This window comes from Aromatoleum toluolicum, from assembly GCF_012911005.2.
GTDB classification, from domain to species: domain Bacteria; phylum Pseudomonadota; class Gammaproteobacteria; order Burkholderiales; family Rhodocyclaceae; genus Aromatoleum; species Aromatoleum toluolicum.
The window spans coordinates 106676-131305 of the sequence record NZ_WTVS01000004.1 but is presented as its reverse complement, the minus strand read 5'-3'; the positions used below and the strand labels follow the sequence as shown (position 1 = coordinate 131305).

Annotated in this window: 20 protein-coding genes; 15 read left to right on the top strand and 5 right to left on the bottom strand. The window is 60.6% G+C overall.

All coding sequences use genetic code 11. From position 1 onward, the window contains the following. The 8 genes from GPA27_RS03400 (at position 1) to GPA27_RS03365 (ending at position 11881) form a co-directional block, all read left to right on the top strand. A complete protein-coding gene (locus GPA27_RS03400) occupies positions 1-540 on the top strand; it encodes a MaoC family dehydratase (protein WP_373322717.1) in 540 nt (179 codons plus the stop codon). Further along, positions 537-1415, top strand: a complete 879-nt coding sequence (locus GPA27_RS03395; RefSeq protein WP_169137833.1) for an HpcH/HpaI aldolase/citrate lyase family protein — start codon at positions 537-539, stop codon at positions 1413-1415. Before GPA27_RS03400 ends, GPA27_RS03395 begins: the two co-directional genes overlap by 4 nt. A 61-nt stretch (positions 1416-1476) precedes the next feature. Beyond that, positions 1477-2643, top strand: a complete 1167-nt coding sequence (locus tag GPA27_RS03390) for an acyl-CoA dehydrogenase family protein (RefSeq protein WP_169137831.1) — start codon at positions 1477-1479, stop codon at positions 2641-2643. 136 nt (positions 2644-2779) lie between these two features. Beyond that, complete coding sequence (locus GPA27_RS03385) at positions 2780-4765, top strand: AMP-binding protein (protein ID WP_169137829.1); 1986 nt, start codon at positions 2780-2782, stop codon at positions 4763-4765. A gap of 317 nt (positions 4766-5082) precedes the next feature. Then, the gene (locus tag GPA27_RS03380; RefSeq protein WP_246260925.1) at positions 5083-6861 is read left to right on the top strand and encodes a DUF1302 domain-containing protein; all 1779 of its coding nucleotides are present in this window, start codon (positions 5083-5085) and stop codon (positions 6859-6861) included. A 19-nt stretch (positions 6862-6880) separates the two neighbouring features. Continuing rightward, the gene (locus tag GPA27_RS03375; protein ID WP_169137827.1) at positions 6881-8224 is read left to right on the top strand and encodes a DUF1329 domain-containing protein; all 1344 of its coding nucleotides are present in this window, start codon (positions 6881-6883) and stop codon (positions 8222-8224) included. Positions 8225-8317: 93 nt separating this feature from the next. Further along, positions 8318-9388, top strand: a complete 1071-nt coding sequence (locus GPA27_RS03370; protein ID WP_246260924.1) for a WD40/YVTN/BNR-like repeat-containing protein — start codon at positions 8318-8320, stop codon at positions 9386-9388. Between the two features lie 36 nt (positions 9389-9424). Next, on the top strand, positions 9425-11881 hold the full coding sequence (locus tag GPA27_RS03365; RefSeq protein ID WP_169137825.1) for an efflux RND transporter permease subunit: 2457 nt from the start codon (positions 9425-9427) through the stop codon (positions 11879-11881). 127 nt (positions 11882-12008) lie between these two features. On the opposite strand, the gene GPA27_RS03360 is transcribed toward GPA27_RS03365, so the two are convergent. The 3 genes from GPA27_RS03360 to GPA27_RS03350 form a co-directional block, all read right to left on the bottom strand. Further along, entirely contained in the window at positions 12009-12587 is a 579-nt protein-coding gene (locus GPA27_RS03360) for a DUF2889 domain-containing protein (protein ID WP_169137823.1), read from the bottom strand. A 365-nt stretch (positions 12588-12952) separates the two neighbouring features. Further along, entirely contained in the window at positions 12953-14098 is a 1146-nt protein-coding gene (locus GPA27_RS03355) for an acyl-CoA dehydrogenase family protein (RefSeq protein WP_169137898.1), read from the bottom strand. Between the two features lie 92 nt (positions 14099-14190). Continuing rightward, positions 14191-15090 carry an SDR family oxidoreductase gene (locus GPA27_RS03350; RefSeq protein ID WP_169137821.1) on the bottom strand — a complete coding sequence of 300 codons (900 nt, stop codon included), beginning with the start codon at positions 15088-15090 and terminating at the stop codon, positions 14191-14193. Positions 15091-15509: 419 nt separating this feature from the next. Between GPA27_RS03350 and GPA27_RS03345 the strand changes: the two genes are divergently transcribed. The 5 genes from GPA27_RS03345 to GPA27_RS03325 all read left to right on the top strand — a co-directional run bounded on the left by GPA27_RS03345 (position 15510) and on the right by GPA27_RS03325 (position 21443). Beyond that, on the top strand, positions 15510-16679 hold the full coding sequence (locus GPA27_RS03345; protein ID WP_169137819.1) for a 2-hydroxyacyl-CoA dehydratase subunit D: 1170 nt from the start codon (positions 15510-15512) through the stop codon (positions 16677-16679). Between the two features lie 31 nt (positions 16680-16710). Next, positions 16711-18075, top strand: coding sequence for a 2-hydroxyacyl-CoA dehydratase subunit D (locus GPA27_RS03340; RefSeq protein WP_169137817.1), 1365 nt, complete (start codon positions 16711-16713; stop codon positions 18073-18075). A 28-nt stretch (positions 18076-18103) separates the two neighbouring features. Then, positions 18104-19012, top strand: a complete 909-nt coding sequence (locus GPA27_RS03335) for an acyl-CoA dehydratase activase (RefSeq protein ID WP_169137815.1) — start codon at positions 18104-18106, stop codon at positions 19010-19012. Between the two features lie 74 nt (positions 19013-19086). Next, positions 19087-20274 (top strand): CaiB/BaiF CoA transferase family protein, encoded by a 1188-nt coding sequence (locus GPA27_RS03330; RefSeq protein ID WP_169137813.1) that lies wholly within the window; start codon positions 19087-19089, stop codon positions 20272-20274. A 50-nt stretch (positions 20275-20324) separates the two neighbouring features. Continuing rightward, positions 20325-21443: an acyl-CoA dehydrogenase family protein gene (locus GPA27_RS03325; RefSeq protein ID WP_169137811.1), complete on the top strand. Its 1119-nt coding sequence runs from the start codon at positions 20325-20327 to the stop codon at positions 21441-21443. A 68-nt stretch (positions 21444-21511) separates the two neighbouring features. Here GPA27_RS03325 and GPA27_RS03320 read toward each other — a convergent pair whose 3' ends face one another. Further along, positions 21512-22105 carry a TetR/AcrR family transcriptional regulator gene (locus GPA27_RS03320; protein ID WP_246260923.1) on the bottom strand — a complete coding sequence of 198 codons (594 nt, stop codon included), beginning with the start codon at positions 22103-22105 and terminating at the stop codon, positions 21512-21514. Positions 22106-22283: 178 nt separating this feature from the next. Continuing rightward, positions 22284-22838, bottom strand: a complete 555-nt coding sequence (locus GPA27_RS03315; protein WP_169137809.1) for a MarR family winged helix-turn-helix transcriptional regulator — start codon at positions 22836-22838, stop codon at positions 22284-22286. A 260-nt stretch (positions 22839-23098) separates the two neighbouring features. Here GPA27_RS03315 and GPA27_RS03310 point away from each other — a divergent pair, with 260 nt between their 5' ends. Together GPA27_RS03310 and GPA27_RS03305 are read left to right on the top strand one after the other, a co-directional pair. Continuing rightward, on the top strand, positions 23099-23896 hold the full coding sequence (locus GPA27_RS03310; RefSeq protein ID WP_169137807.1) for an SDR family NAD(P)-dependent oxidoreductase: 798 nt from the start codon (positions 23099-23101) through the stop codon (positions 23894-23896). Between the two features lie 110 nt (positions 23897-24006). Further along, a complete protein-coding gene (locus GPA27_RS03305; RefSeq protein ID WP_169137805.1) occupies positions 24007-24450 on the top strand; it encodes a universal stress protein in 444 nt (147 codons plus the stop codon). The last annotated feature ends 180 nt before the right edge of the window (positions 24451-24630 follow it).

The window sequence follows — 24630 nt, the reverse complement described above, 5'->3', positions numbered from 1 at the left end:
ATGGTATGGCATCGTATCATAGCTGTGCGTACTGATTTGCGTTGCTCGACAACGCATTGCAGCAGCTTGAACAATCGCGGGGGAGTCATGGCGGGTAAATATTTTGATGAGCTCGAGCCGGGACGGGTGTTCGAGCACGAGATTCGAAGGACGGTAACCGAGGCCGATAACGTGTGGTTCTGCGGCGCCACCTGCAATCCGGCACAGATTCATATCGATGCGGACTACTGCGCACAGACCGAGTTTGGCCGCCCGCTGATGAACAGCATTTTCACGCTCGGCCTGGTGATCGGTCTGACCGTGCAAGACACTACTCTTGGGACCACAATCGCGAATCTCGGCATGACCGACGTGAAGTTTCCGAAGCCGGTGTTTGCTGGCGACACCATTCGTTCGGTGACGACCGTCGTGGAAAGGCGGGAAAGCAAGACGCGACCGAACCAGGGCATCGTCACATTCAGGCATCAAGGCTTCAATCAGCGCAATGAAGAAGTGACGAGTTGCTTGCGGCAGGCGCTGATGCAGAAGGGGCTCGCATGAAACTGCGCTCCCTGCTATTCGTTCCGGCGGACAGCGAAAGCAAGCTGGAAAAGACGCGTGACTCGAATGCCGATGCGTTGATTTTCGACCTTGAGGACGCTGTGGCGACTGCACGCAAGCCGCTTGGGCGACAATTGGCGGCCTCACACCTCGAAAAACTCCAGGGCCAGCACCGCTGGAAGGGCTTCGTACGGATTAACCCTTTAAGTACTCCGGAAGCCCTTCTGGATCTGGCGGCTGTCGTTAGGTCGGGGCTCGACGGGATCGTGCTGCCAAAGGCCGACGGAGTTGCCGACGTGATCCGTCTGGGCGCCTATCTCGATGCGCTCGAAACCCGCGCCGGCCTGGAGTTGGGGTCTGTGCGAATTCTCGTAGTTGCAACTGAGACCGCCAAGGCAATGCTCAATCTCGATGGCTACGCGACGCAGCTACCGCGGCTCGTGGCGATGACCTGGGGTGCGGAAGACCTCTCGGCGGCCCTAGGAGCGGCAACGAATCGGGAATGCGATGGAGCCTATTCGCATGTGTACCTGATGGCGCGGTCCTTGTGTCTCGTAGCCGCAGCCTCGGCCGATGTCGCGGCTGTCGATACGCTCTACACCGATTATCGCGATACCGAGGGCCTGGAGCAGGACTGCATCGATTCGCGGCGAAGAGGCTTTGTCGGAAGGATTGCCATTCATCCCGACCAGATCGAAATCATCAACCGATGCTACACGCCAAGTAGTGAGGATGTCGCATTTGCGCGCACAGTAGTTGACGCATTTGCCGCTGCGCCGGACGCGGGCACGGTCGGGATCAATGGAAAGATGTTTGATCGTCCTCACCTCGTACAAGCCTTCAAGACACTTGCAGCAAGCGAATCCGCCTACTGACAACGCCCTCACGTCGCCAGCCGAATGTGACAGCGCCGTGCCGATACAAGGAATGACTGCCATGGATTTCTCTTTCAATTCTGATCACGAGGCTATTCGCGAAGGCGTTGGCGCCGTCGTCAAGGATTTCACCGACGACTATTGGTTGCAGCGGGACGAAGATGGTGTGTTTCCGCACGAATTTCACACTGCCATGGCAGATGCCGGATGGCTCGGTATCACGATGCCGCAGGAGTATGGGGGGGCAGGTCTGGGCGTGACCGAAGCGGCAATTATGATGCACGAGGTTGCCTCGCACGGTGGCGGCATGACCGCGGCCTCGACGGTCCACATCAATCTGTTCGGCCCGCACCCGATCGTCGTATTTGGTTCGCCGGAGCAGAAGGCACGATGGATTCCGCGGCTGATCAGCGGCGAGGATCAGTGCTGCTTCGGTGTTACCGAGCCGGATGCAGGCTTGAACACCACCGCAATCAAGACCTTTGCCGAGCGGGTGACCGGCGGTTACATCGTCCGTGGCCAGAAAGTCTGGACGTCGACGGCGCAAGTAGCGAATAAGATAATGCTGCTCACGCGGACGACGCGTCTTGAGGATTGCAAGCGCCCCACCGACGGCATCACGGTTTTCTATACCGATCTGGATCGCAGCAAGATTGAAGTCAAGCGGATCCCAAAAATGGGCCGCAAGGCGGTCGATTCGAACGCGATCTTCATCGACGACCTGTTTGTGCCGGACGAGGACCGCATCGGAGAGGAAGGAAAAGGATTCAGTTACTTGTTGCACAGCCTGAATCCGGAACGAATCCTCATCGCTGTCGAGGCGATTGCGATCGGCCAGGACGCGTTGCGTCGGGGAACGCGTTACGCGAAGGAGCGCCACGTCTTCGGGCGACCGATCGGGCAGAATCAGGGAATTCAGCACCCGCTCGCCGAACGCTGGATGGCCCTCGAGGCCGCCTACCTGATGGCAATGAAAGCGGCGTGGCTATATGACAACAAGAAGACCTGCGGTGCGGAGGCCAATACGGCGAAGTTCCTTGGCGCGCGAGCCGGCTACGACGCTTGTCTCCAGTCGCTGATGACGCATGGCGGCTTCGGCTACGCGAAGGAGTATCACGTCGAGCGCCTGCTGCGCGAAGTCACGGTAACGCGGATTGCGCCGATCACCGAGCAACTGATCATGTGCTTCATTGCGGAAAAGGTGCTCGAACTGCCGGCGTCGTATTAGGCCGAAGGCCCCGGCAGGTGGCTGGTTTTCCCCAGGGCACGATCGACGTCCGGACGGGGGCGAGATTGGCTCGGGATCGTGGCTTGAGGTGAGTCCGACCCCGGTGGCTTTGCGAATGGTATTAGGAGGAGACGATATGCTACAAGACAAGGTTATGGCGGATGGGGATGCTGCCGCAGGTGAGCGCGGTCCGTGGCTGCCGGGTGGCGAACCGCAGGCTGGGCGCATTGCGCGAGCCTGGCTGAGGAGCGATGCTGACAAGCGGGCGATCGAGGAGGTGCAGCCGGAAGACCTCCTGCCCGGTCGGACGACTTATGAGTGCATCAGCGCAGCGGCCGCGCTCGAACCCGCGAAGCCCGCGCTGATACAGCTCCTGTCCGCGGATCTTGCAGTTCCGCCGCGGATCATCACCTATGCCGAGATGATGCAACGGATCGTGCAGGCAGCCAACCTATTCAGTGCGGTGTCCGGCAGCGAACGGCCGTCGGTTGCGCTGATCCTGCCGATGGTGCCCGAGGCGCTGATTGCGACCTGGGCGGCGCAGACAGCCGGAATCGCCTGCCCGATCAACCCCTACCTGGAAGAGCGGGTCGTCGTATCGATCATGAATGCGGCACGGGCAACGGTGCTCGTGACCAGCACCGCAAAATTCGGGTCGGGGGTGTGGGACAAGCTCGAGGCCATCTGTGCGCAGGTGCCGACCTTGCGGCGTGTGCTGATAGTCGAATCGGACGACCAGGCGAGCGACTTCATGCGTGCGCTCGAATCCTACCCTGCCGACCGCTTTGTGTTCGAACCGACGGACGATCCTCACGCGGAGGTCATGTATCTGCCGACCGGCGGTACGACCGGCGCGCCGAAACTGGTACGCATGACACATCGCGGTCAGTTGCTCAATTCGTGGATGGTTGGCTCGGTCATAGGACCGGAGCGCGATGGTGTGGTCGGTCACGCGATGCCAAACTTCCATGTCGGCGGCCTGAACGTAATCGCGCTGCGCACAATGCTTTACGGGCAGACCCTGCTGACCCTGACAACGGATGGGTTCCGAAATCAGGGGGTGATCCGGAATTTCTGGGACATCGCCCGGCACTACCGGATGACTTCGGTCCTCGCAACGCCTACGACGGCTGCTGCCCTGTTGGCGGTCCCTGAGGTGTCGTCCGAAGGTCATTCCATCGTCACGTTCAATTGCGGTGCCAGCACCGTACCGCTCGAACTGATGCGCGCCTTCCATAAGCGATTCGGAATCTGGCTGCGGGAGATCTGGGGCATGTCGGAGATTCACGGCGTCGTCACGATGAATCGCAATGACGGCCAGCAGCCGCTGGTTGGTTCGGTCGGAAGCTGCCTGCCGTTCCACACCGTGAAGGCCTTCGAAGTGGATGCGAGCAACACATTTTTGCGCGAGTGTGCGCCGGGCGAACGCGGGGTCCTGTGTGTCACCGGGCCAGGTGTGACGCCTGGCTACGTCGACGCGAGTGTCGATGGTGAATTCTTCGTCAAGGGGGCGCCTGGCGGCACTCGTTGGGCAAATACCGGCGATTTGGGTGCATTCGACGCACAGGGTTTCGCATGGATCTTTGGACGTGCCAAGGAGCTCATTATTCGAGGCGGTCACAACATCGACCCGAGACTCATCGAGGAGGTCCTGGTGTGTCATCCCGGTGTTCAGACTGCGGCGGCCGTCGGGCGACCTGACGCGGCAAAGGGGGAAATGCCGATCGCCTACGTACAAGCGAGGGCCGGTTGTTCCGTATCCGCCGATGAACTGCTTCAGCTATGTCGCGAGCGGGTGCAGGAGCGGGCGGCGGTGCCGGTCGAAATCATCGTCATCGATCAGATGCCGTTGACGGCGGTGGGGAAGATCTCCAAGCCAGCGCTGCGTGTCGATGCAATGGTTCGCGTATCGAGGAACACAGCTGCCGCCATCGTGGGCGAGAGCGGTTCGATCGACGTGGGGGTGGATGAAAGTGGTCGTCGTCCGCGGGTTGTTCTGACGGTCATGCTGCGTTCGGGCGATCCAGCAGTGCTCTCGGAGCGCTTGCGTCATGCGTTCCAGCAATTCGAGTTCGAAGTGTTGGTCGACGTCGTCAATGGGACGTCCGCCTCGATCGCCTGAAATCGTATTTTCCTTCTGCGTCAGCGCGGCGCCTGAGTTTCGCTGGCGTGGAGCAAGGGGCGCACGCCAGCCAGGCGTGCGCGCAACCCTCTCGGCTTCGTCCCTGATTTCTTTCTCTTTGTGACCTGCGCACCTGCTTGATGGGGGTGTGCCCGCATCGCATGGGCGCGGAAAGCTCGCGAGCACCGTGATTTTAATGTTGACACAGATGATATGTAGCAATACGATATCGCTGCGTACGAGATTTCACGCTCGATGCGATGATCTTCGAACTGCGCAAGCCGGAGTCTTCGAGCAGTGGCAGCTGAGGAAGGCGCTTGTTAATCAAGATATGGCCCGAAGGGGTGAAAAAAATGCCTAGAAAGCAACGGAAGGAGACAAGGACCGCAGGGCAGGGGCTTCCGAAGTTGGTTGCCATTGCTGCGGCGTTGAGTCTGATCGGGTCGGTCAAGGCGGCCGAGATCAAGACCGACAATCCCGACGTCCAGATGCGTTGGGACAACACCGTGCGCTACAACCTCGGCGTCCGTGTCGAGAAGGCTGGAAATGTCGCCAACAATCCGAACTTCGACGAAGGGGAGTCGAAGTTCGACCAAGGCGATGTCGTCACGAATCGAGTCGATCTGCTGACCGAGTTCGACTTCATCTATCGGAAAAACTACGGCTTCCGCGTAAGCGCGGCAGGCTGGTACGACAATGCGTATCAGAATGGCGAGTCCGAGCGTAATTCGCATCTACCGTCTTCCATCGCTGGCAGCTATGTCAACGACAAATACAGCAGTTTCACCAAGCGCTTTTATCGCGGGCCGTCGGGCGAATTCCTCGACGCATTCGTTTTCGGGCGCTTCGACCTCGGGGACATGCCGCTTACGCTGAAGGCTGGCCAGCATACTGTGTTCTGGGGTGAGTCGCTGGGACTGAGCGGCGCGCTGCACGGCGTTTCCTATTCGCAGATGCCCCTCGATCTGCGCAAGGCCTTCGCAACGCCGGGCGTGGAAGCGAAGGAGCTGTTCCTGCCGCTCAACAACGTTTCCGCGCAGCTCGTGGTCACGGACGACCTGGCAGTCGCCGGTCAGTATTTTCTCGACTGGGATCCCACCCGCATTCCAGAGGGCGGTACCTATCTGGGGCCGGCCGATTTCCTTATGTACGGATCGGACCGTGCGAGCGCTGCCTTGATCAATGGGGGCGTGAATAAGCCAAAGCGGCAGGGTGACTGGGGTGTCAGTGCAAGCTGGAGCCCCGAGTGGCTTGATGGCAGCATGGGTCTCTATTATCGGAATTTCACCGACAAGATTCCCTCGATCTTCGTCACGGGATCGCAGTACCGTGAATACTTCGGTGAGGATATCGACCTGTTCGGCATAAGCTTGTCGAAGCAGATCGCGGGCATCAGCGTCAGTACCGAGATCTCGTATCGCAAGAACATGCCCTTGACTGCGCAGACGCTCGGCTCCGCCACGGCATCGGGCGCGTTGGCTTCAGTGCTGTATCCGAACGGTGCCCCCTCGTTGAAGGGCAATACCTACCAGGCGCGTGGCGAGACTCTGCATGCCGTGGTTAATGCTTTGGGCGTGATCTCGGACACGGCACTATTCGATAGCGCGAGCTGGTCGGCGGAATTGAGCTATGCCCGTCTGCAGAAGGTAACCGACAACCGCGACATGTTCTTCGGCGAAGGCTATGGCGTGTGCGACGAAGGTCGGCGAGCGGCGCTGGGGGCTCGCTTCCGGGACAAGTGGGATCAGTGCGCAACCCGGGAAGTGTTTGCGCTCGCGCTCAATTTCACACCGTCCTGGCTCCAGGCACTGCCCGGTGTAGACCTGTCGCTGCCGATGTCCGTCTCCGGAACGTTGAGCGGCAATGCCCCTACGCAGCTGGGCGGCAATGAAGGCAACGGCAACTACAGCATCGGGATCGGTGCGGACGTCTATTCCAAGTACCGCTTCGACCTGAAGTTTGTGGACTATTTCGGCAAGGTGAAACAAAGGGCCGGCATCGTTCCCGGCACCACCCAGGTCACCTCGGCCAACGGCTTGAGCACCCTGCTACGAGATCGTGGCTGGGTGAGCTTCACCTTCAAGACAACATTCTGATTTCCGCAGGAGACGACAGATGAACATCAAATACATGCTGATGGGTGCCGCGGCAGCCACATATGTGGGTGTAGCGGCGGCGGCAGTCACTGCGGACGAAGCGGCCAAGCTCGGCAGCACGCTAACGCTGGTGGGGGCCGAAAAAAACGGTAATGCGGGTGGCACGATTCCCGCGTATGGGGGAGGGCTCACGAGCGCTCCGCAGGGCTACCAGAAGGGCAGCGGCATTCGCCCCGATCCGTTTGCGAATGAGAAGCCGACCGTTTCCATCGACGCCAAGAACATGGATCAGCACGCCGACAAGCTGACGGATGGAACCAAGGCGTTGATGAAGAAGTATCCGTCGTATCGCATCGACGTGTATCCGACCCATCGTACCGCGGCTTTTCCAAAGTACGTCACCGATAACACCTTGAAATGCGCGACGACGGCAAAGGCCACAAATGGCGGTTTGTCGCTGGAAGGCTGCCACGCCGGCATTCCGTTCCCGATTCCCAAGGACGGCTTCGAGGCGATGTGGAACCACCTCACCCGCTTCGGCGGCCGTAGCCTGGTGTACGACTACAAGGGACTCTACGTCGATTCGTCCGGCCGACCGACGCTGACATCCGGCGGAACGTATTCGGCCGACTACCCTTACTGGGAGGACGGCAAACCGTCCGATCTGCTGCTGCGCGTGAAGAGCGAGTACAAGGAGCCTGTACGGCGCAGTGGCGAAGTCATCATGATTCATGACGCCATTAATGCCGCGGAGAAGGGGCGCCGGGCCTGGGCCTACCTGCCGGGGCAGCGTCGCACCAAGCTGGCGCCGTCGCTCGCATTCGATACGCCCAACCCCTCTATGGGCGGCAGCGCCACGTATGACGACACCTGGCTGTTCTTCGGTTCGATGGAGCGTTTCAACTTCAAGCTCGTGGGCAAGAAGGAAATTTACGTTCCTTACAACACCTACAAGATGGCCTACCAGTCGAAGGCGGATGATCTCTTCAAGCCGATGCACCTGAATCCCGATGAGGTTCGCTGGGAGCTGCATCGGGTGTGGGTCGTTGAAGCGACGCTCGCCGAAGGTAAACGTCATATCTACAGCAAGCGCGTGCTCTACCTCGACGAGGACTCGTGGGTAGCGGTCGCAAGCGATCAATACGACTTGCGCGGTCAGCTTTACCGCGCCGGCTTCGCCTACATGACGCCGAGCTATGAAATCCCCGCGCCGACGGCTGATATGCATGGTTTCTATGACCTGATCTCAGGTATCTACGCGGTAAATTTCTACACTGCCGAAACCAACGGTATGCGCCAGGTGCAACCGCTTCCCGACCGCGAATGGGCGCCGGAAGCCCTGGCTGGTGGCGGAATCCGCTGATTTTCCGGAATGGGCTCCCGGCGGCGTCTCGCTAGTCGTCGGGGGCACGAATGAGTCGGGGTGGCGAGGACATCGGTGCCCGGAGGGAATGCAATGAAATTTCGTGAGCGAATCCGGACGCTGTCGAGCGTGCTCGTATTGATGACCGTCGCGTGTCCATCATGGGCGTTTCAGGATCCACTGGACCGACCGGCAACGAAAAGCGCGCTTGCGCAACGAAGCTTGCTGAATGCGGTGGCCCGTGCGGGCGCGCGGCTGGTCGTCGCAGGTCAGCGCGGCCACATTCTTTATTCTGATGATGCGGGCAAGACCTGGATGCAGGCCGAGGTGCCGGTAAGTTCGGACCTGACGGCGGTGCACTTTCCGACGTCGCAAAAAGGGTGGGCGGTTGGACACGACGGTGTGGTGCTGGCGACAACCGATGGCGGAGAAAGCTGGGTCAAGCAACTCGACGGACGAGCGCTCGGGCAAGTCATGCAAGAGTACTACGCCAGCTTTGAGGGTAAGGGTATCGATGCCAGGCAGCTGGAAGAACTGCGGGCGGCGGCGCTGCGTTTTGCCGAGGAGGGGGCTGACAAGCCCTTCCTGTCCGTGTGGTTCGACAGTGAGACCGACGGATATGCGGTGGGCGTGTTCAACCTGATTTTCCAGACGAGCGACGGCGGCAAGACCTGGACCCCGTGGTTCGATCGCACCGAAAATCCGGAGCAACTTCATTTCTCCTCGATCCAGCGTACCGGAGAGGGCCTGTACATCGCAGGCGAGCGCGGCATGGTGCTCAAGCTTGACAAGGAAGCGCAGCGTTTTCGTTCGGTGTCGGTCGACTACCCCGGAACCTTCTTCGGGCTGACCGGAAGCGAACAGTCGGTTGTCGTGTTCGGCTTGCGCGGCAATGTGTTTCGGAGCGAGGACGGCGGTGCGCAGTGGCACAAGGTGACGACCGGTTTGAACGTGACGATCACCGGGGCGACGCTGACCGAAGACGGCCGCATCGCTCTCGTGAGTCAGCGCGGCGACGTGCTCATGTCTGCCGATAACGGTCGGTCCTTTACGTCCTCGCCAATGGCACAGGCGCTGCCGGCAAGCGCCGTGGCCCCGGTCGGTACACATGCATTGGTGCTCGTCGGAACCCGCGGCGTCAACATTCAGCCGCTCAAGAAGTAGGCGCTGTCCCCCCGAACACGAGATAGAGAATCCGCCATGGCCGTTGGAACGAATAACCCTGACGTAATGCCGGTTGTGCCGAGCTTGAAGGATTTCGATTCGAGCTCGGGGAGCTGGCTGGAACGACTTCTCTTCAACAACCGCTTGGCGGTCATGCTGGTTTGCCTGATCGCTACGGCGGTGCTGGGATATTTTCTCGCTACCCAACTGGTGCTGAATGCCAGCTTCGAGAAGATGATTCCGCAGAATCATCCGTTCGTTAAGAACTACTTGGCCAACCAGGCCGACCTGCGCGGTCTCGGCAATGCCATCCGGGTGGTGGTGGAGAATACTGAGGGGGATATCTACGATCCCAAGTACCTCGCGACGCTGCGCGAGATCAGCGACGAACTGATTCTGACCCCCGGGGTGGACCGGGCGGGGGTGAAGTCCCTGTGGACGCCGGCTGTGCGCTGGGTCGAAGTCACCGAGGAGGGGTTTCAGGGCGACCCGGTGATGGCCGACGACTATGATGGATCGCCGCAGAGCATCGCGCAGCTGCGCCAGAACATCGCCCGTTCGAGCACCGCCCAGAATCTGGTCGGGAATAATGAAAAATCGAGCATGATCGTCGTCCCGCTGCTCGATCGCGATCCGCAAACCATGGCGCGGCTCGATTACCGCAGCTTTTCGCACACACTGGAAGAGAGCATCCGGACCAAGTACGAAAATGCGATGGATGGTCCGAAGCTCAAGATCCATATCATCGGGTTCGCGAAGCTGGTCGGGGATCTGATGGATGGCCTCGCCCAGATGGCGACATATTTTGTCGCTTCGGCCCTGATTGCCACGGCAATCATCTTTGCCTATACGCGTTGTGTGCGCAGTACGCTTGTGGTGGTGGTCTGCTCGCTGATTGCCGTGCTGTGGCAACTCGGGCTGGTGTCGGCGCTCGGCTTCGAAATCGATCCGTTCTCGGTCCTCGTGCCCTTCCTCGTTTTCGCCATCGGCGTATCCCACGGCGCACAGAAGATGAACGGGATCCTGCAGGACGTGGGGCGGGGGACACACCGGCTGGTGGCCGCTCGATATACGTTCCGGCGGCTGTTTCTGGCGGGCCTGACGGCGCTGTTGGCGGACGCCGTGGGGTTTGCGGTGCTGATGGTGATCGACTTTCCGGTCATCAAGGACTTGGCGATCACGGCGAGCATCGGCGTGGCGATCCTGATCGTGACCAACCTGGTGCTGCTGCCGGTGCTGCTCTCCTATGTCGGCGTCAGCAGTACGGCGGCCGAGCGCAGCCTGCGCCTCGAGCGGGAGGAGTCGCGCGGCAAGGGGTTCGGCAAGTTCTGGCTGTTTCTCGAACACTTTACCGAGCGGCGCTGGGCGTCAAAGGTGATCCTGGTCGCCGCAGTGCTTGCGGTGGGCGGATTTGTCGTCAGTCTTAACCTGAAGATCGGCGATCTCGACGCGGGGGCCCCCGAACTCAGGCCCGAATCCCGCTACAACCGCGACAATGCCTACATCACGGGCAACTACTCGCTATCCAGCGACCAATTCGCAGTGATCCTGAAAACGCCGCCCAATGGCTGTGTCGATTACAAAGCTCTCACCGAGGCCGATCGTCTCGGCTGGCAACTGCGGCAGGTTCCCGGCGTGCAGACCACCGTGTCGCTGGCCGATTCCGTGCGCGTGGTCACCGCCGGCCTGTACGACGGCAGTTCCAAGTGGCTGACCGTCGCGCGCAATCAGGAGACCGTCAATTTCGCCGGCAATCAGTCCCTGATCAACAATCCCGATCTCGCAAACAAGGAATGCTCGATCATGCCGGTGGTTGCCTATCTGGCAGACCATCGGGCCGAGACGCTGGAGCGCGTCGTGCAGGCGGCGAGTGAATTTGCGGCCGAGCACAGCGTCGATGAACGCCAGTTCCTGCTCGCGGCGGGAAATTCCGGCATCGAGGCTGCCACCAACATTACCGTCAGGGAGGCCAACCGCACGATGCTGCTCTACGTCTATGTGGCGGTCATGGCCCTGTGCTACATCGCGTTCCGCAGCTGGCGTGCGGTGCTGGTCGCAGTCGTTCCGCTGGTCCTTACGTCGATTCTTTGCGAGGCCCTGATGGTCTTGCTGGGCATGGGCATCAAGGTTGCGACCTTGCCCGTTATCGCATTGGGCGTGGGGATCGGCGTCGATTACGCGCTGTACCTGCTTTCCGCGCAGCTTGCGTATCAGCGCAGCGGGCTCAGTCTCGCGATGGCCTACAAGAAGACACTGCAATTCACCGGCCGCATCGTCGCACTGGTGGGTGTCACGCTCGGTGCAGGGGTCGTAACCTGGGCGTGGTCTCCGATCAAGTTCCAAGCCGACATGGGAATCCTGCTGACCTTCATGTTCATCGTGAACATGTTTGGCGCACTGGTACTGGTTCCCGCACTGTCGTACTTCCTGCTTTCAACAAAGCCGGTAGCGACGCCGATTTTTGACGGAGAGGCGGAGCGGCTAGTGGCATGACGGAGCGACGGGCTTGAAGTGCGAGCGCGGATGAGGCTCCGGACGCGCATCGGAACCATTCGATGCGCGCCGCCGCTTCAGACAAGCGGGGAGGTTTGCCGAGCGCTGGATCGGTCGCCTGCCTGCGCTATTTTCCTTGCTCTGACGAAGGCGAGACGTAGAAATGCGGCTCGTATTCCTTGACCACCGGCCCATCGAGTGCCCACACCATGCACTTGTCGAGAAAATGCGGTCTCTCGCCTTGGGTCATGGCCGAGTTCCTGTCATTGAGGTGCGCATGCAGCGCATGTGCGGAAACCGACTGGTACGCTGCGGTCGCTGCATTGGATAGCAGGTCGCGGAGATGAGTGCATCCTTTCACGCCGCCGATGCGTTGTTCGATTTCCTTGCGCCAGCCTGGCCCGATCGTAACGCCGACCATCGCCTGCATCGGACCGGCGGTCTGCATGCAGTCCGGAAATGGAGCATGTGCTGTCCTGGCGACGATTTCCTTGATCGTCAGCGAATCATCGACAGTCAGGCGTATGTGCATGTTGTGCACGGGTTCGTGTGGCGGAATCTCGCCGGAGTGAAGCATATATGGGTAATCCTTCACGTCGCTGAGTTCGCCGTCGATATCCCATAGACCGTCATCGCGGAGGTAGCACTGATAGACAAACTTTCGCGTGTGGAGGCGTGTGCGGGGTTGTGCGTCAGGTAGTGTCATTGTCGATGCCGCCTTTCGTGTTTTGGGGACTCCGCCGCGTGTGGTCAGCGGGTCGAAGGTCTGTTTTGCACAGTGAGTACTGCCAAGGAGGTGGGGATGTGGCGAAACCGTGGGTGGGCTTTCATCGCCCAGCGCGGATCACGCAGCAACGGCCATGATCGGGTCAAGGCAATCGGCTTGCCCATGATGCGCTAAAGGTTTGTGCGGGCAGCGGATCGTCGATTAGCGTAACAAGGTATCAACGCCGACGACAAGGCTGTCGATGCAAGTCAAGAGCGGACGGGTCATGGCTCCGGCCGTCGGAAACGATCCGACGATCGTCGTGAGGGCAAGGAAGCGGTGTCGGACGGCTTCCTTGTCCTTGCTTACAGGCTGCGCGAGATGAGTTCGCGCATGATTTCAGAGGCCCCGCCGTAAATCCGCATGACCCGGGCGTCGGCATAGAGCCGGCAGATCTCGTACTCGCGCATGAAGCCGTACCCACCAAAAAACTGCACGCACTGATCAACCATCCGCCCCTGCATCTCGGTCGCCCACAGTTTCGCCATCGATGCATCAACTTGGGTCAGCTCGTGCTTCACGTGCTTCGCCAGACACTGGTCGATGAAAGCCCAGCCGACGGCGAGTTCCGCCTTGATGTCGGCGAGCTTGAAGCGGGTATTCTGCATTTCGGCGATCGCCTTGCCGAAGGCCGTACGCTGACGGACGTAATCCACGGTAATGTCGTAGGCCTTTTGCGCCGCCGCCATAGACTGGACCGCGATGGTCAGGCGCTCCTGCGGCAACTCGGTCATCAACTGAGCCATCGCCCCACCCTCGGCACCGAGCAGATTCTCGACCGGGACGCGGACGTCGTCGAAAAACAATTCCGACGTATCGGCAGACAGGTGCCCGAGTTTGTCCAGATTGCGGCCGCGACGGAAACCGGGACGGTCCGTTTCCACGAGGATCAGGCTCATGCCGCGCGAGCCGCCTTCGCGGTTCGTTCGGGTCACGACGATCACCAGATCGCACATCTGGCCGTTGGAAATGAAGGTTTTCTGTCCGGAAATGACATATTCGTCGCCCTCACGCATGGCCCGGGTGCGAATGCCTTGCAGATCGCTGCCGGTGCCCGGCTCGGTCATCGCGATGGCGCAAACGGTCTCGCCGGAGATCATCCGCGGTAGCCACTTTTGCTTCTGTTCCTCCGTCCCGTAGGACATGAGATAGCCGCAACAGACGTCGTTATGCACGGAAAAATCGGCAGCCGGTCCCGCGAAGCCGGCGTACCAAAGCTCTTCGATGATCACCGCATTGAAACGGAAGTCACCGCCGAGTCCGCCATAGCTTTCAGGTACCTGAGGGCAGAGGAGTCCGGTTTCGGCGCCTTTCGCCCAGTAAGAACGATCGACGATGCCTGCCTCCTCCCAGCGTGCGAAATGGGGCGCAATTTCCTCCGCAGCGAAACGGCGAACCGTGTCGCGAAAGAGATTGTGTTCCTGATCGTAAATGGGGCGCTGAGCGAGCATGTTCACTTCCTTTCCGTTTCGTTTCTTGAGGTGGCATTGCGTGTCCTGTGGCGTGGGCACGCGCGCCCGCGGCCGTGCCTGTGTGGCCGTATCTAGCGCCTGTCGGTGTCCGTCTCCGTTTTCGGGCCGTCGACAAGCAGCTTCGGTTCAGCGTCGAGATGGAATCCGTTGAACGGTCTGGATTTGTGGTGGGGCGTGAAATCGTTGTAACAGACGCGTGCGTTTGGCGCGCCGCCGTCAACACGGATGCAACTGCCTGTAATGAATGCTGCAGCGGGGGAGAGCAGATAGACAATGGCGGCGGAGATTTCGGAAACGGTCCCGTAGCGTTGCATCGGGATCTTGGTGGGGAATTTTAGGATTTCCTTTTGCGCTTCGGGTGTGTAGGTATCAAAGCCGCTGCTTGCGACGCCGCCGACCGCCACCGCATTGATGCGCACACCGGAAGGGGCCCATTCGGACGCCGCACTTTCAGTCAGATTCCACATCCCCGCCCGCGCTGCGCCGGAGTGGGCGTAGTTCGGCCAGCCGTTCCACATGTCGGCGATGATGTTGACGATGGCTCCGCCATGGTTCTCCATCCAGCGGTTGTAGGTTTCCCGCATGAAGATGAAGCCCCCCGTCAGGTTATTGCGCACCACTGCCTCGAAGCCTTTTGTACTGATCTCTTTCAAGGCCTTTCGGTATTGACCGCCGGCGTTGTTCACCAGCGCATCGATGCGGCCGTGGGTCGCCAGCACCGCATCGATCGCTTCGATGACTTGCGACTCCTCGCGGATGTCGCAGACATGCGTGCTCACACGTCCGCCTTCCGCCTCGATTTCACCCTTCACCGTTGCGAGTTTCTCCGGGTCGCGACCTACGATCGCAACCGTCGCGCCCAAGGCACTCAGCTCATGAGCGGTGCAGCGTCCGATGCCGCTGCCTCCGCCTGTGATGATTACAACCTGACCGTCGAACACGCCTTCACGGAACACGGACCTGTATCCCATCACCTTCTCCTTTTGCCTGATTCGTGGTTGCAGTCAGTCGTTTCGCAGTGAGTCGCGCGTAGCCGGGGCTGCCGCGCTGTCCGCAGGCGAAAAGCTGTTCTATAGCGAACAGTAAGCATGGATACCATATATGTCAAGCAATCTGTGCCCTGGCTGTCTGCGGGTGACGCATGCAGCACGGGCGTGCCATCTGCTGGGATCGCTGCACTCGGAAGCCTCTTATTGGGTGATATGTAGTGTTACGAGATGGTGACGCCTTTCGCTGAACAAACTTTTGGCTCCGCTATGTTGACTTAATGAGTAATGCTCACTAATCTGGAGTTAATGAGCGTAACTCACTAGCGCCCCGCATGTCGAAACACGCTGCGCAGGGGTGTGAGGGGCGTGCCCGTTTGACTGTCGAGAGCAGGAGAAAACTGATGAACACGGTTCTGGATAAATTTGCGCAAGCGGCGCAACGGCCTTACGAACACGTCAAGGCGTGGAAGCAGGAGCGCGGCGTCAAGGCGGTGGGGACTCTTCCGATGCATTTCCCGGCGGAGATCATTCACGCCACCGGCGCCTTGCCGGTAATCGTCCAGGAAATGCCCGACGCGATCACGAGCGGTGGCGGCGCGATGTACCCATTCTTCTGCGGCTACACCCGCAGCATCGTGGACCAGGTCACTGAGGATCAGCTCGGCTTTCTTGATGCGATCATGTTTACCGACCACTGCGTCCAGTTGCTGAGTGCCGCCGACGTGATCCGGATTTCGCGGCCGGAGACCACGATCCATTTTCATCAGTTGATCGCCTCCCTGCGCCAGCCCTGGTCACTCGAAAGCTCGGTCAAGACCTTGCGTGAGCTCGTCGCCGACCTCGAAGAGGTGCTCGGCGTCGTCGTGACCGAGGAGGCACTGCGTCACAGCATCAGCGTATTCAACGAAAACCGTCGCCTGATCCGTGACCTGTACCAGATGCGCAGGACGGGTCAGATTCAGCTCCGTGCCTCGCAGATGCAGCACATCGTCAAGTCGAGCATGGTGATGGATAAGGAAACGCACAACGCGTTGTTGCGCGAGCTGATCGCTTCCCTCAAGACGTCGACGGCGCCCCGCTCGGACGAGGTGGCGATCTTCGTGTCGGGGCACTTGTGCCACGCCCCGCGACCCGAGATTCTCGATCTGATCGAGGACTGTGGCGCGACGATCGTCGACGATGACCTCTACACCGGCTATCGATATGTTTCCACCGATGTAGACGCGGGGATCGGTGACCCGATCGTCGCCCTTGCGACGGCCTACATCCGCAAGAACGACAACGTCCCGTGTCCGACCCGGATCGATCCGGAGGTCGATTGGGAGGAATGGCTGCTTGGCGCCGTGGATCGGTGCGGTGCGCAAGGACTGGTGGTCCTGCTGGTCAAGTTCTGCGAACCGCACTACTTCGCCTATCCCCGCATCAAGGCAGCCTTCGAACGCAACGAGGTGCCGCACCTCATGATCGAGACCGAGCACGATGGCGTGGCGATGGAAAACGTGCGTACGAAGGTCGAGTCCTTCGTCGAGATGATCAAGGTACAGCGCGCTGCAAGAGCCGTCGCAGCCTGACCCCCAACGAGCGAGATCCGGAGAAATAGACATGAGCGCGATCATTACCCCCGAACAGAGAATACTGGGTGCCGAGCCGCCCATCGCCAAGAAGGCAAACCGTCTGCAGGCGACCAAGCTGAACAACCAGATGGTCAATGCCTACTGGGAAGACCTCTTCCGCGCTAAGGAGGAGGGCCGGCTGGTGTGCTGGACCGAAGGCATCCAGCTCAACCCGATCCTGCAGGCCGCTGACATCGCCTGGTGCCACGGCGAGGCCGCTGCTGCCCTGCTGGCCGCGCGCAAGGAATCGGCCGCGCCGCAGGCCCACATGGAAACGCTCGGCTATGACCGCGAGCTCTGTTCCTATGCCCGCACGCACATTGGCTGCGGTGTGATGAATCAGAGTTCCACTGTTGAGGCCCAGACACTGCTGAACGTCGACGCACGCACACTGGGCTCGCGCATTCCGGCGCCGGACATGATCATCAGCGCCTACCCCTTCTGCAGCACCGGCCAGCAATGGGACAACGAGCTGTACCGCACCTTCGGCAAGAAGGTGCCGATCTTCAATATCTCGATGGACTGGGTGTGGGGCAACAAGTCCTCAGCGAAGTACATGAGCGGGCCGGAGTTCCGCGAAAAAGTGGCGTTCCTGAAGAAGCAGCTGCAGGACTGCGTGCGATTCATCGAGGGCATCACCGGCAAGCCCTACGATTGGGACCGACTGTCCGACATCATGAAATACACCAAGCGGGCCGCCGAGCTGCGCCTGGAGGCCATGCGCCTGTGCAAGGCCCGGCCGTCGCCGGCCAGTTTCTTCGAGTGGACCAACAGCATCGCGCCGGTCAACTTCCTGCCCGGCGGGCCGGAGATCGTGCACTACTTCGAGCAGAAGAAGGCCGAGATCGAATCGCGCATCGCCCAGGGCATCGGCTCGGTGCCGGTGGAGAAGTACCGCCTGTGGTGGGACGGCATCATGAACTGGAACAAGATCGGGTGGCTGTCTGACAAGTTTGCCGGCTACGACGCCTGCATGGTCGCCGGTCGCTACACTCACATGGGCTTCTGGCAGGAACCGCAGGTCATCGACTTGCGCGACCCGCTCGACGGCATGGCGCAGAACTACATTACCTGCCCCATCAGCATCTCTGCACCGCAAGTGATCGAGAAGATCATCGAGCACTGCGAGTACTACGAGATCGATGGCCTGATCCTGCACGGCGCGCGAACCTGCCGGGCCTTCTCTTACCCGCAGTACATGATCGCCGACGCCGTCGGCAAGCGCCTCGGCCTGCCGGTCGCGATGTTCGAGGGCGACATGGTGGACGAGACCTTCTACAAGGACGAGGTGGTCAGCAGCCGCGTCGAAGCGATGCTGGAGGCGATCGACGCCAGCCGCGCCCGGATGCGCTGATCCGGATGCCCCTGCAGAGGAAAAGATCATGAAGTCCCATGTGCTAGGTATCGACTTTGGCTCCACGACGGCCAAGGTAGTCATCCTCGACGAGGATGGAAACACCGTCGCCTCTTGCGTCTCCCAAAAGGGGGCAGTGAGCGATGAGGGTGTGAGGGCCGCTCTGCGGGGAGCGTTCGAGCAGGCGGGCATCGACCTGTCCGCCGTCGTCAGGGTCGTCAGCACCGGTTACGGTCGCCGCATGCTCGACATCGCCGACCGAACCATCACCGAGATCACCTGCCATGCGCGCGGCGCGCGAGCGCTTGTTCCCGAGGCGCGGCTGGTGATCGACATCGGCGGGCAGGACAGCAAGGTGATCGCGCTTGACCGTAGCGGTCTGGTCGCACGTTTCGCGATGAACGATCGCTGTGCAGCCGGCACCGGGAAATTTCTCGAAGTGCTCGCGCGCGCCGTCAATGTCGAGCTTGAGGATATGGGCGCCGAGGCGCTCAAGGCGGAGGACACGGTTGCCATTACGAGCATGTGTGCGACCTTTGCCGAAACCGAAGTGATTTCGCTGCTTGCCGAAGGTCGGCCGAAGCAGGTCATCCTCGCAGGCGTCCATCAGTCGATTGCAAGTCGCACCGTCGGCCTGGTCGGGCGCGTCGGCAAACACGACCCCATCGTGATGACGGGGGGCGTCGCACAGAACATCGCAGCCGTGCATTTCCTTGAAAAGGCGTTGGAAACGCGTCTCATCATCCCGACCGGGGCGCAGATTGCGGGCGCGCTGGGCGCGGCGTTGTTCGCGCTGGACGATCTGCGCAGCGCAAGCAAGGTCAAGCGCGACGACGACGATGCGGTCGAGGCGAAGCTCGAACAACTGCTTGCCGATCCGCAGCGCTGCACGCCCGCCTGCGGCAAGAAGGAAACCCCGGTCACCTTCAAGGGCTGAACAGGCCGGCCATATTCACAACCGCTCGCCGGTCGATTGGCCGGCGAGGATACTTATCGAAGCGAGCGATTGCCATGGGACCGCTACACGGAATACGCGTTATTGAAATGGCCGGAATCGGGCCGGGACCTTTTTGCGGCATGTTGCTGGCGGACATGGGCGCCGACGTCCTGCGAATCGACCGCCTTGTCGAGACTGACAGAGGCATCGACTTTCCATCGAAGCTCGATCTTCTGAACCGGAACAAACGTTCGGTCGCCATCGACCTGAAATCCGCGCAAGGTCTCGCCACCGTCCGGCAATTGATCTCGGGCGCCGACATGCTGATTGAGGGCTTCCGGCCCGGTGTGATGGAGAAGCTCGGGCTCGGGCCGGAGGATTGCCTGCGTGGCAATCCGCGACTGGTCTTCGGACGCATGACGGGATGGGGCCAGGACGGGCCGCTGAACCGCGCTGCGGGCCACGATCTCAACTTCATTGCGCTCACCGGCGCACTCGATGCCATCGGCCAGAAGGGTGCACCGCCGACGATTCCGCTGAACCTCGTCGGCGATTTCGGTGGCGGGGCGCTTTACCTTGCGATGGGGCTCCTCGCCGCGGTGATCGAAGCGCGTACCTCGGGTGCGGGGCAGGTGGTCGACGCCGCGATCGTTGACGGGGTTTCCAGCCTAATGACGATGCAGTATGCGCTGAAGCAGATGGGCGCGTGGCCCGGCGAGCGCGGGAGCAACATCATCGACGGCGGAGCGCCTTTCTACAATGTCTATGAGACAAAGGATGGGCATCACGTGTCGATCGCGGCTGTCGAGGCGAGGTTCTACGAAGCGCTCCTCGAACACGTCGGATTGAATTCGGACGACCTGCCGGATGAAGAGGGCCGATATGCGGCCGACCTGCCGGAGCAGAACGACCGCGCGAGCTGGGAGCACATGCATGCGCGCTTCGCCGAGATATTCAAGACTCGGACTCGCGACGAGTGGTGCTCGCTTCTCGAAGGCACCGACACCTGTTTCGCCCCCGTCCTCACGATGGACGAGTGTGTGACACATCCGCATAACGTCGCGCGCAAGGCATTCGTGGAGGTGGGCGGCGTGCTCAATCCGGCGCCGGCACCGCGATTCAGCCGCACATGTTCCGAACTGCGCCGTCCGCCGCCGCGCATGGGGGCGGACACGGAACCGGCGCTGGCGGACTGGGGCTTGTCGCCAGACCAGATCAGCAAGTTGGGAGAGTCCGGCGTCATCAAGCTGAACAAGGCGTAAGGACTTGTCCGCTTGATTACAACGGTAGGCATCTTTGACAGGATATGACAATGACCAGCATTCACGAAGAATTCCGCGAACAGGTTCGGCGACTGGCGGAGGAGGCGATCAAGCCTCACGCTGCCGTGGTGGATGATGAGGCCCGCTTTCCCGTGGCTTCGATCGACGCCTACAAGGCGCTCGAGCTGAACGGGCTGCCGTTTCCGGAAGCGCTTGGCGGTGGAAGTGGCGACTTGCTCTCGCAAGTCATTGCAATCGAAGAGATCGCACGCGTTTGCGCCTCGTCTGCCCTGGTGCTCTTTATTCCGTGGGCGGCGCTGACCCCGCTGGTCTGGTTTGGCAGCGACGCCTTGAAGCGGAAAATCGTGCCTTCTGTCGCCGCGGGTCAGTGTGGAGCGAGTTTTTGCCTGACCGAGCCGGGGGGCGGCTCGGACCTGCCGGGATTGAAGACGCGTGCCGAGCGCGTTAGTGACGGATGGCTGCTCAACGGGCAGAAGCGCTTCATTTCCAATGTCGGGTGGTCCGACTGGTATGCAGTTCTCGCGCGCATATCGGAAAAGCAATTCGGCGTTTTCATGGTGCATCGTGACGACCCCGGATTCTCGATCGGCAGGCACGAGCGAAAGATGGGCATGCGCGGCAGTCCGACCGCCGACATCCTTCTCGAGGATTGCCTGATTCCGGACGATCGCGTCGTCGGCGACCCCGGCAAGGGCTACGAGTACATGATGCAGACGCTCACCTACACGCGCCCGCTGGTGTCGGCGCAGGCGCTCGGGCTGGCACAGGGGGCGCTGGACGAAGCGGTGCGTTACACGTCCGAACGAACCCAGTTCAAGAGCAAGGTTTCGCGTTTCCAGATGGTGCGAGGAATGGTTGCCGACATGGCCATCGCGGTGGAGGCCGCACGGTCGATCCTGTACCGCGCGGTGGACATTGCGGGCGCGAATGACGATCGGGCGCGGTGCTTTGCGTCGATGGCGAAGACCTTCTGCACCGATACGGCCATGTCGGTGACAACTGATGCCATCCAGCTTCATGGCGGATACGGTTACATGAAGGATTACCCGGTCGAACGCATGATGCGCGACGCCAAGGTCACGCAGATCTGGGAAGGAACAAACCAGATCCAGCGACTGCTGGTCGCCAAATACGTCTACCAGGACTGATCGACGGAAGGCTCATCACGGGTCTTCCGCCATAAGCTGTGCCGGGCAGCGGACTGCCTGACAAGGATTCAACGCTTCGTCTTCGACTGCGGTGACGCGCCCTCGTCTTGCACACCCGGCATCAGCATACCGCGATAGATCACATTGGTGATGCCGTCGGCGGCTTCGTCGACCGAGAAGTCGCCTTCTCCGCGGAGGTACGCCCAAGTCCGATGTTCGATGCATCCGAAGATCATGTCGCGCAGCAAACGCACCGACACGTCCGCGCGAAAGACCCCTGTGGAAACCGCTTCCTGCAGCAGGTCGCCAATCCTCGCGGTGAAGCGCCGATTCAACTCGTAGATGCGCATCGTGCGGTAGGTCGGGTCAGAACGAAGTTCCATGAGCACAAACCGGCTTAGAGACGGTTCCTGCCGGATGATGGACAGGCCCTTCCAGACAAGCTGGCGAAGGCGCGTGCGTATTCCGGCGCCCGGCGGCGGGTTCTCGTCGGCGCCGAGAATCTCCTCGAACCACTCCTCCGCGACGCGGGCGAGCAGCTCGCGCTTGCTGTCGAAGTACTTATAGATCGTTCCCTCGGAAATCCCGCAGCGTTCGGCGACTTCGGATGTGACGACGTTCTGATAGCCCTTTTCCGAGAGCAGTTGGCGCGTTACGGCCATGATCTCCGAAATCCGTTCGTCGGGTGCCAGTCGGGAGCGCGTCCTGACGGGGGGGCTAGCCATATTGAAAGTCCTTGCTGCGGGATGCTGAAAACGTGCGGAAAGAGCCACCTAGGCGGCGCTGTCCGCATGCGAGGTCGCGAGGCCGCAATGAAGCTGGTCAGCGTCCTTCAGGCCCTCACTCCTCGTCACTCGAGGCCTCGCCAAGGTCCATCTGCGCGAGCGACTGCTTGAGGGTGGACAGAAGGCGAACCAGATTCGTCCTGTCCTCGGCCGTCAGGCCTTGCAGCAGTTGCTCGTTGAACGTGTGCTCGGACGCAATCATTTTCTCGAGCAGCGGCTGGACGTTACGCGAGAGGTAGATCCGTTTTGCCCGTTTGTCAGTCGGATCTGCACGCCGCTCCACCCAGCCGCTCGTTTCCAGGCGCTCGATCAGGGTGCCCAGGCTGGCCTTGCCTACGTCCAGAATGTCGGCCAGCTGCGTCTGCATCATCCCGTCCTGTCTCGTCAGATGGGCGAGAACCCACCACTGAGCCCGGGTGACCCCCAAGGGTTTCATGATCTGATCGAAAGCCTTGCGGCGCATTCGTGATACGTCGTGAATCAGGAAGCCGAGCCTGATATCCCGGCGAACGCTTTCGCCCATGCTGTCCGCCGTCGGGCCCTTGCTACGTTTGCCGGCTTTGCCGCGAGCGGACATTGTCCCCGCTTTGTTTGTGACGTCCGTATCCATGGATGTGTCTACCTATTCGTATCCATATCATTCTACATCAATATTATCCGCCGTCGACGCAGTGCGAAAAGCACTATAAGACATGCTGATTTGGCCCCACGGCGTAACGGACTATTCGTTGCTTCGGTAAATGGGGGTTGACCTAATAGATACGCAACAATACCATATACTTGCGTAGTAATTGAAGCGCCGGCAGATGAGACTTTCAGAGAGAAGCGCCCGCGCGGCGTGAATTACAAGACATTTTCAAAGGTATCGTCATGACTAGTACACAGAATATCTGGGTTCCGGCGCTGAATGAGTGCGGTGTCCTGATCGCCGGGGGAACGTCCGGTGTCGGGCTCGCCACGGCCGAGCAGTTTGCCGCAGCTGGCGTGAGAGGGATTGGGCTGGTCGGACGCAACGCCGATCGCGGCGAAAATGCCCGTTGCGCGCTCGCAGAGCGGTACCCGGGGGTGCGCGTCGTGTTTATCCAGGCCGACGCGAATCGGGGGGATGAGGCGGTCAGGGCGGTTGCCGAGGCGACCGCGCAGTTGGGAAGCGTCGATGTCCTGGTCAATGCTACGGTGGGTCCATTTGGCCCGATGCTTTTCCATGAAACGCCGATCGAAGACATTCCTTCGATCGTGACGCAGCAGTTGATGGGGCCGCTGGTCATGAGCCGGGCGGTCATGCCGGGGATGCGCGAGAAAAGGGGCGGGGTCATCGTCAGCATCTCGTCCGACGCCGGCAAGGTGGCTACGCCCGGCGAGTCCGTCATTGGCGCCGCAATGGCCGGAATCAACATGTTCTCCAGGGGGCTCGCGATGGAGGCGAAGCGAACGGGGATTCGCGTGAACGCTATCACGCCATCCCTGATCGAAGGCACGCTCACCTACGATCGCATCCGTGCCGACCCCTTCAGCTGGAAGATCTTCGAGCGCGCCGCAGCGCAGGCACATCTCGGCGTTGTGCAGCCGGATGATCTCGCAAGTCTGATCGTGTTCCTGGCAAGTCCGCAGGGGGCGCGCATCACCGGCCAGGTGATCAGCGTCAATGGCGGGATCTCTGCGGCCTGATCGTCGATCGCCGCCACGCCCGTCACCGATTCTGGCCGACAGCAATGTGGTTCGCGTGCCCGGGACGGGCGGGGCCTGCAAGTCAACTTTCTTGTTGAGGAGAATGATTCGTGTTTGGTCATCTGCTAGTTCCCACCGATGGGTCAGAACTATCGCAGCAAGCGGTCGAAAAGGCCGTCGCTTTTGCGCGGGAGATCAATGCGCACATCACCTTCTTCTTCGTGCGGGCTGATGCGGAGGCTTCAGTCTACGGCGATGCAGCCTTGCTGCGCTCCACCGATCCGGAAATATTTGAGAAGGCAGCGGATGAAGCGGCGCGCAGCATTCTGACGCGAGCGCAGGTAGTGGCAAATAGTGCTGGCATCAACAGCGAAGTGTTGTCCGCCATCTCGGATGACCCATACGAGGCGATCATCGCAGCCGCAGAAGACCGCGGTTGTGATCTGATTGTCATGGCCTCGCATGGGCATCGCGGCATCAAGAGCGTCGTGCTCGGTTCACAGACGCAGAAGGTCCTGACGCATTCGAAATTTCCGGTGCTCGTGTATCGCTAGCGTCGCGGACAGTTGGCTTTGTCACTGCCGTCGCGAAACACACCGGCGGCGCGTTCGGCTGACGTAAGCAAACGTACCAGAGCGGCCAAAGTCCGAACAAATTTGACAATGCCGTTTGGCAGAGAGGCTCGACTGGCGAGCGGGGTCGCTGATCTCATGTCGTCCCACGCGAGATCGCGG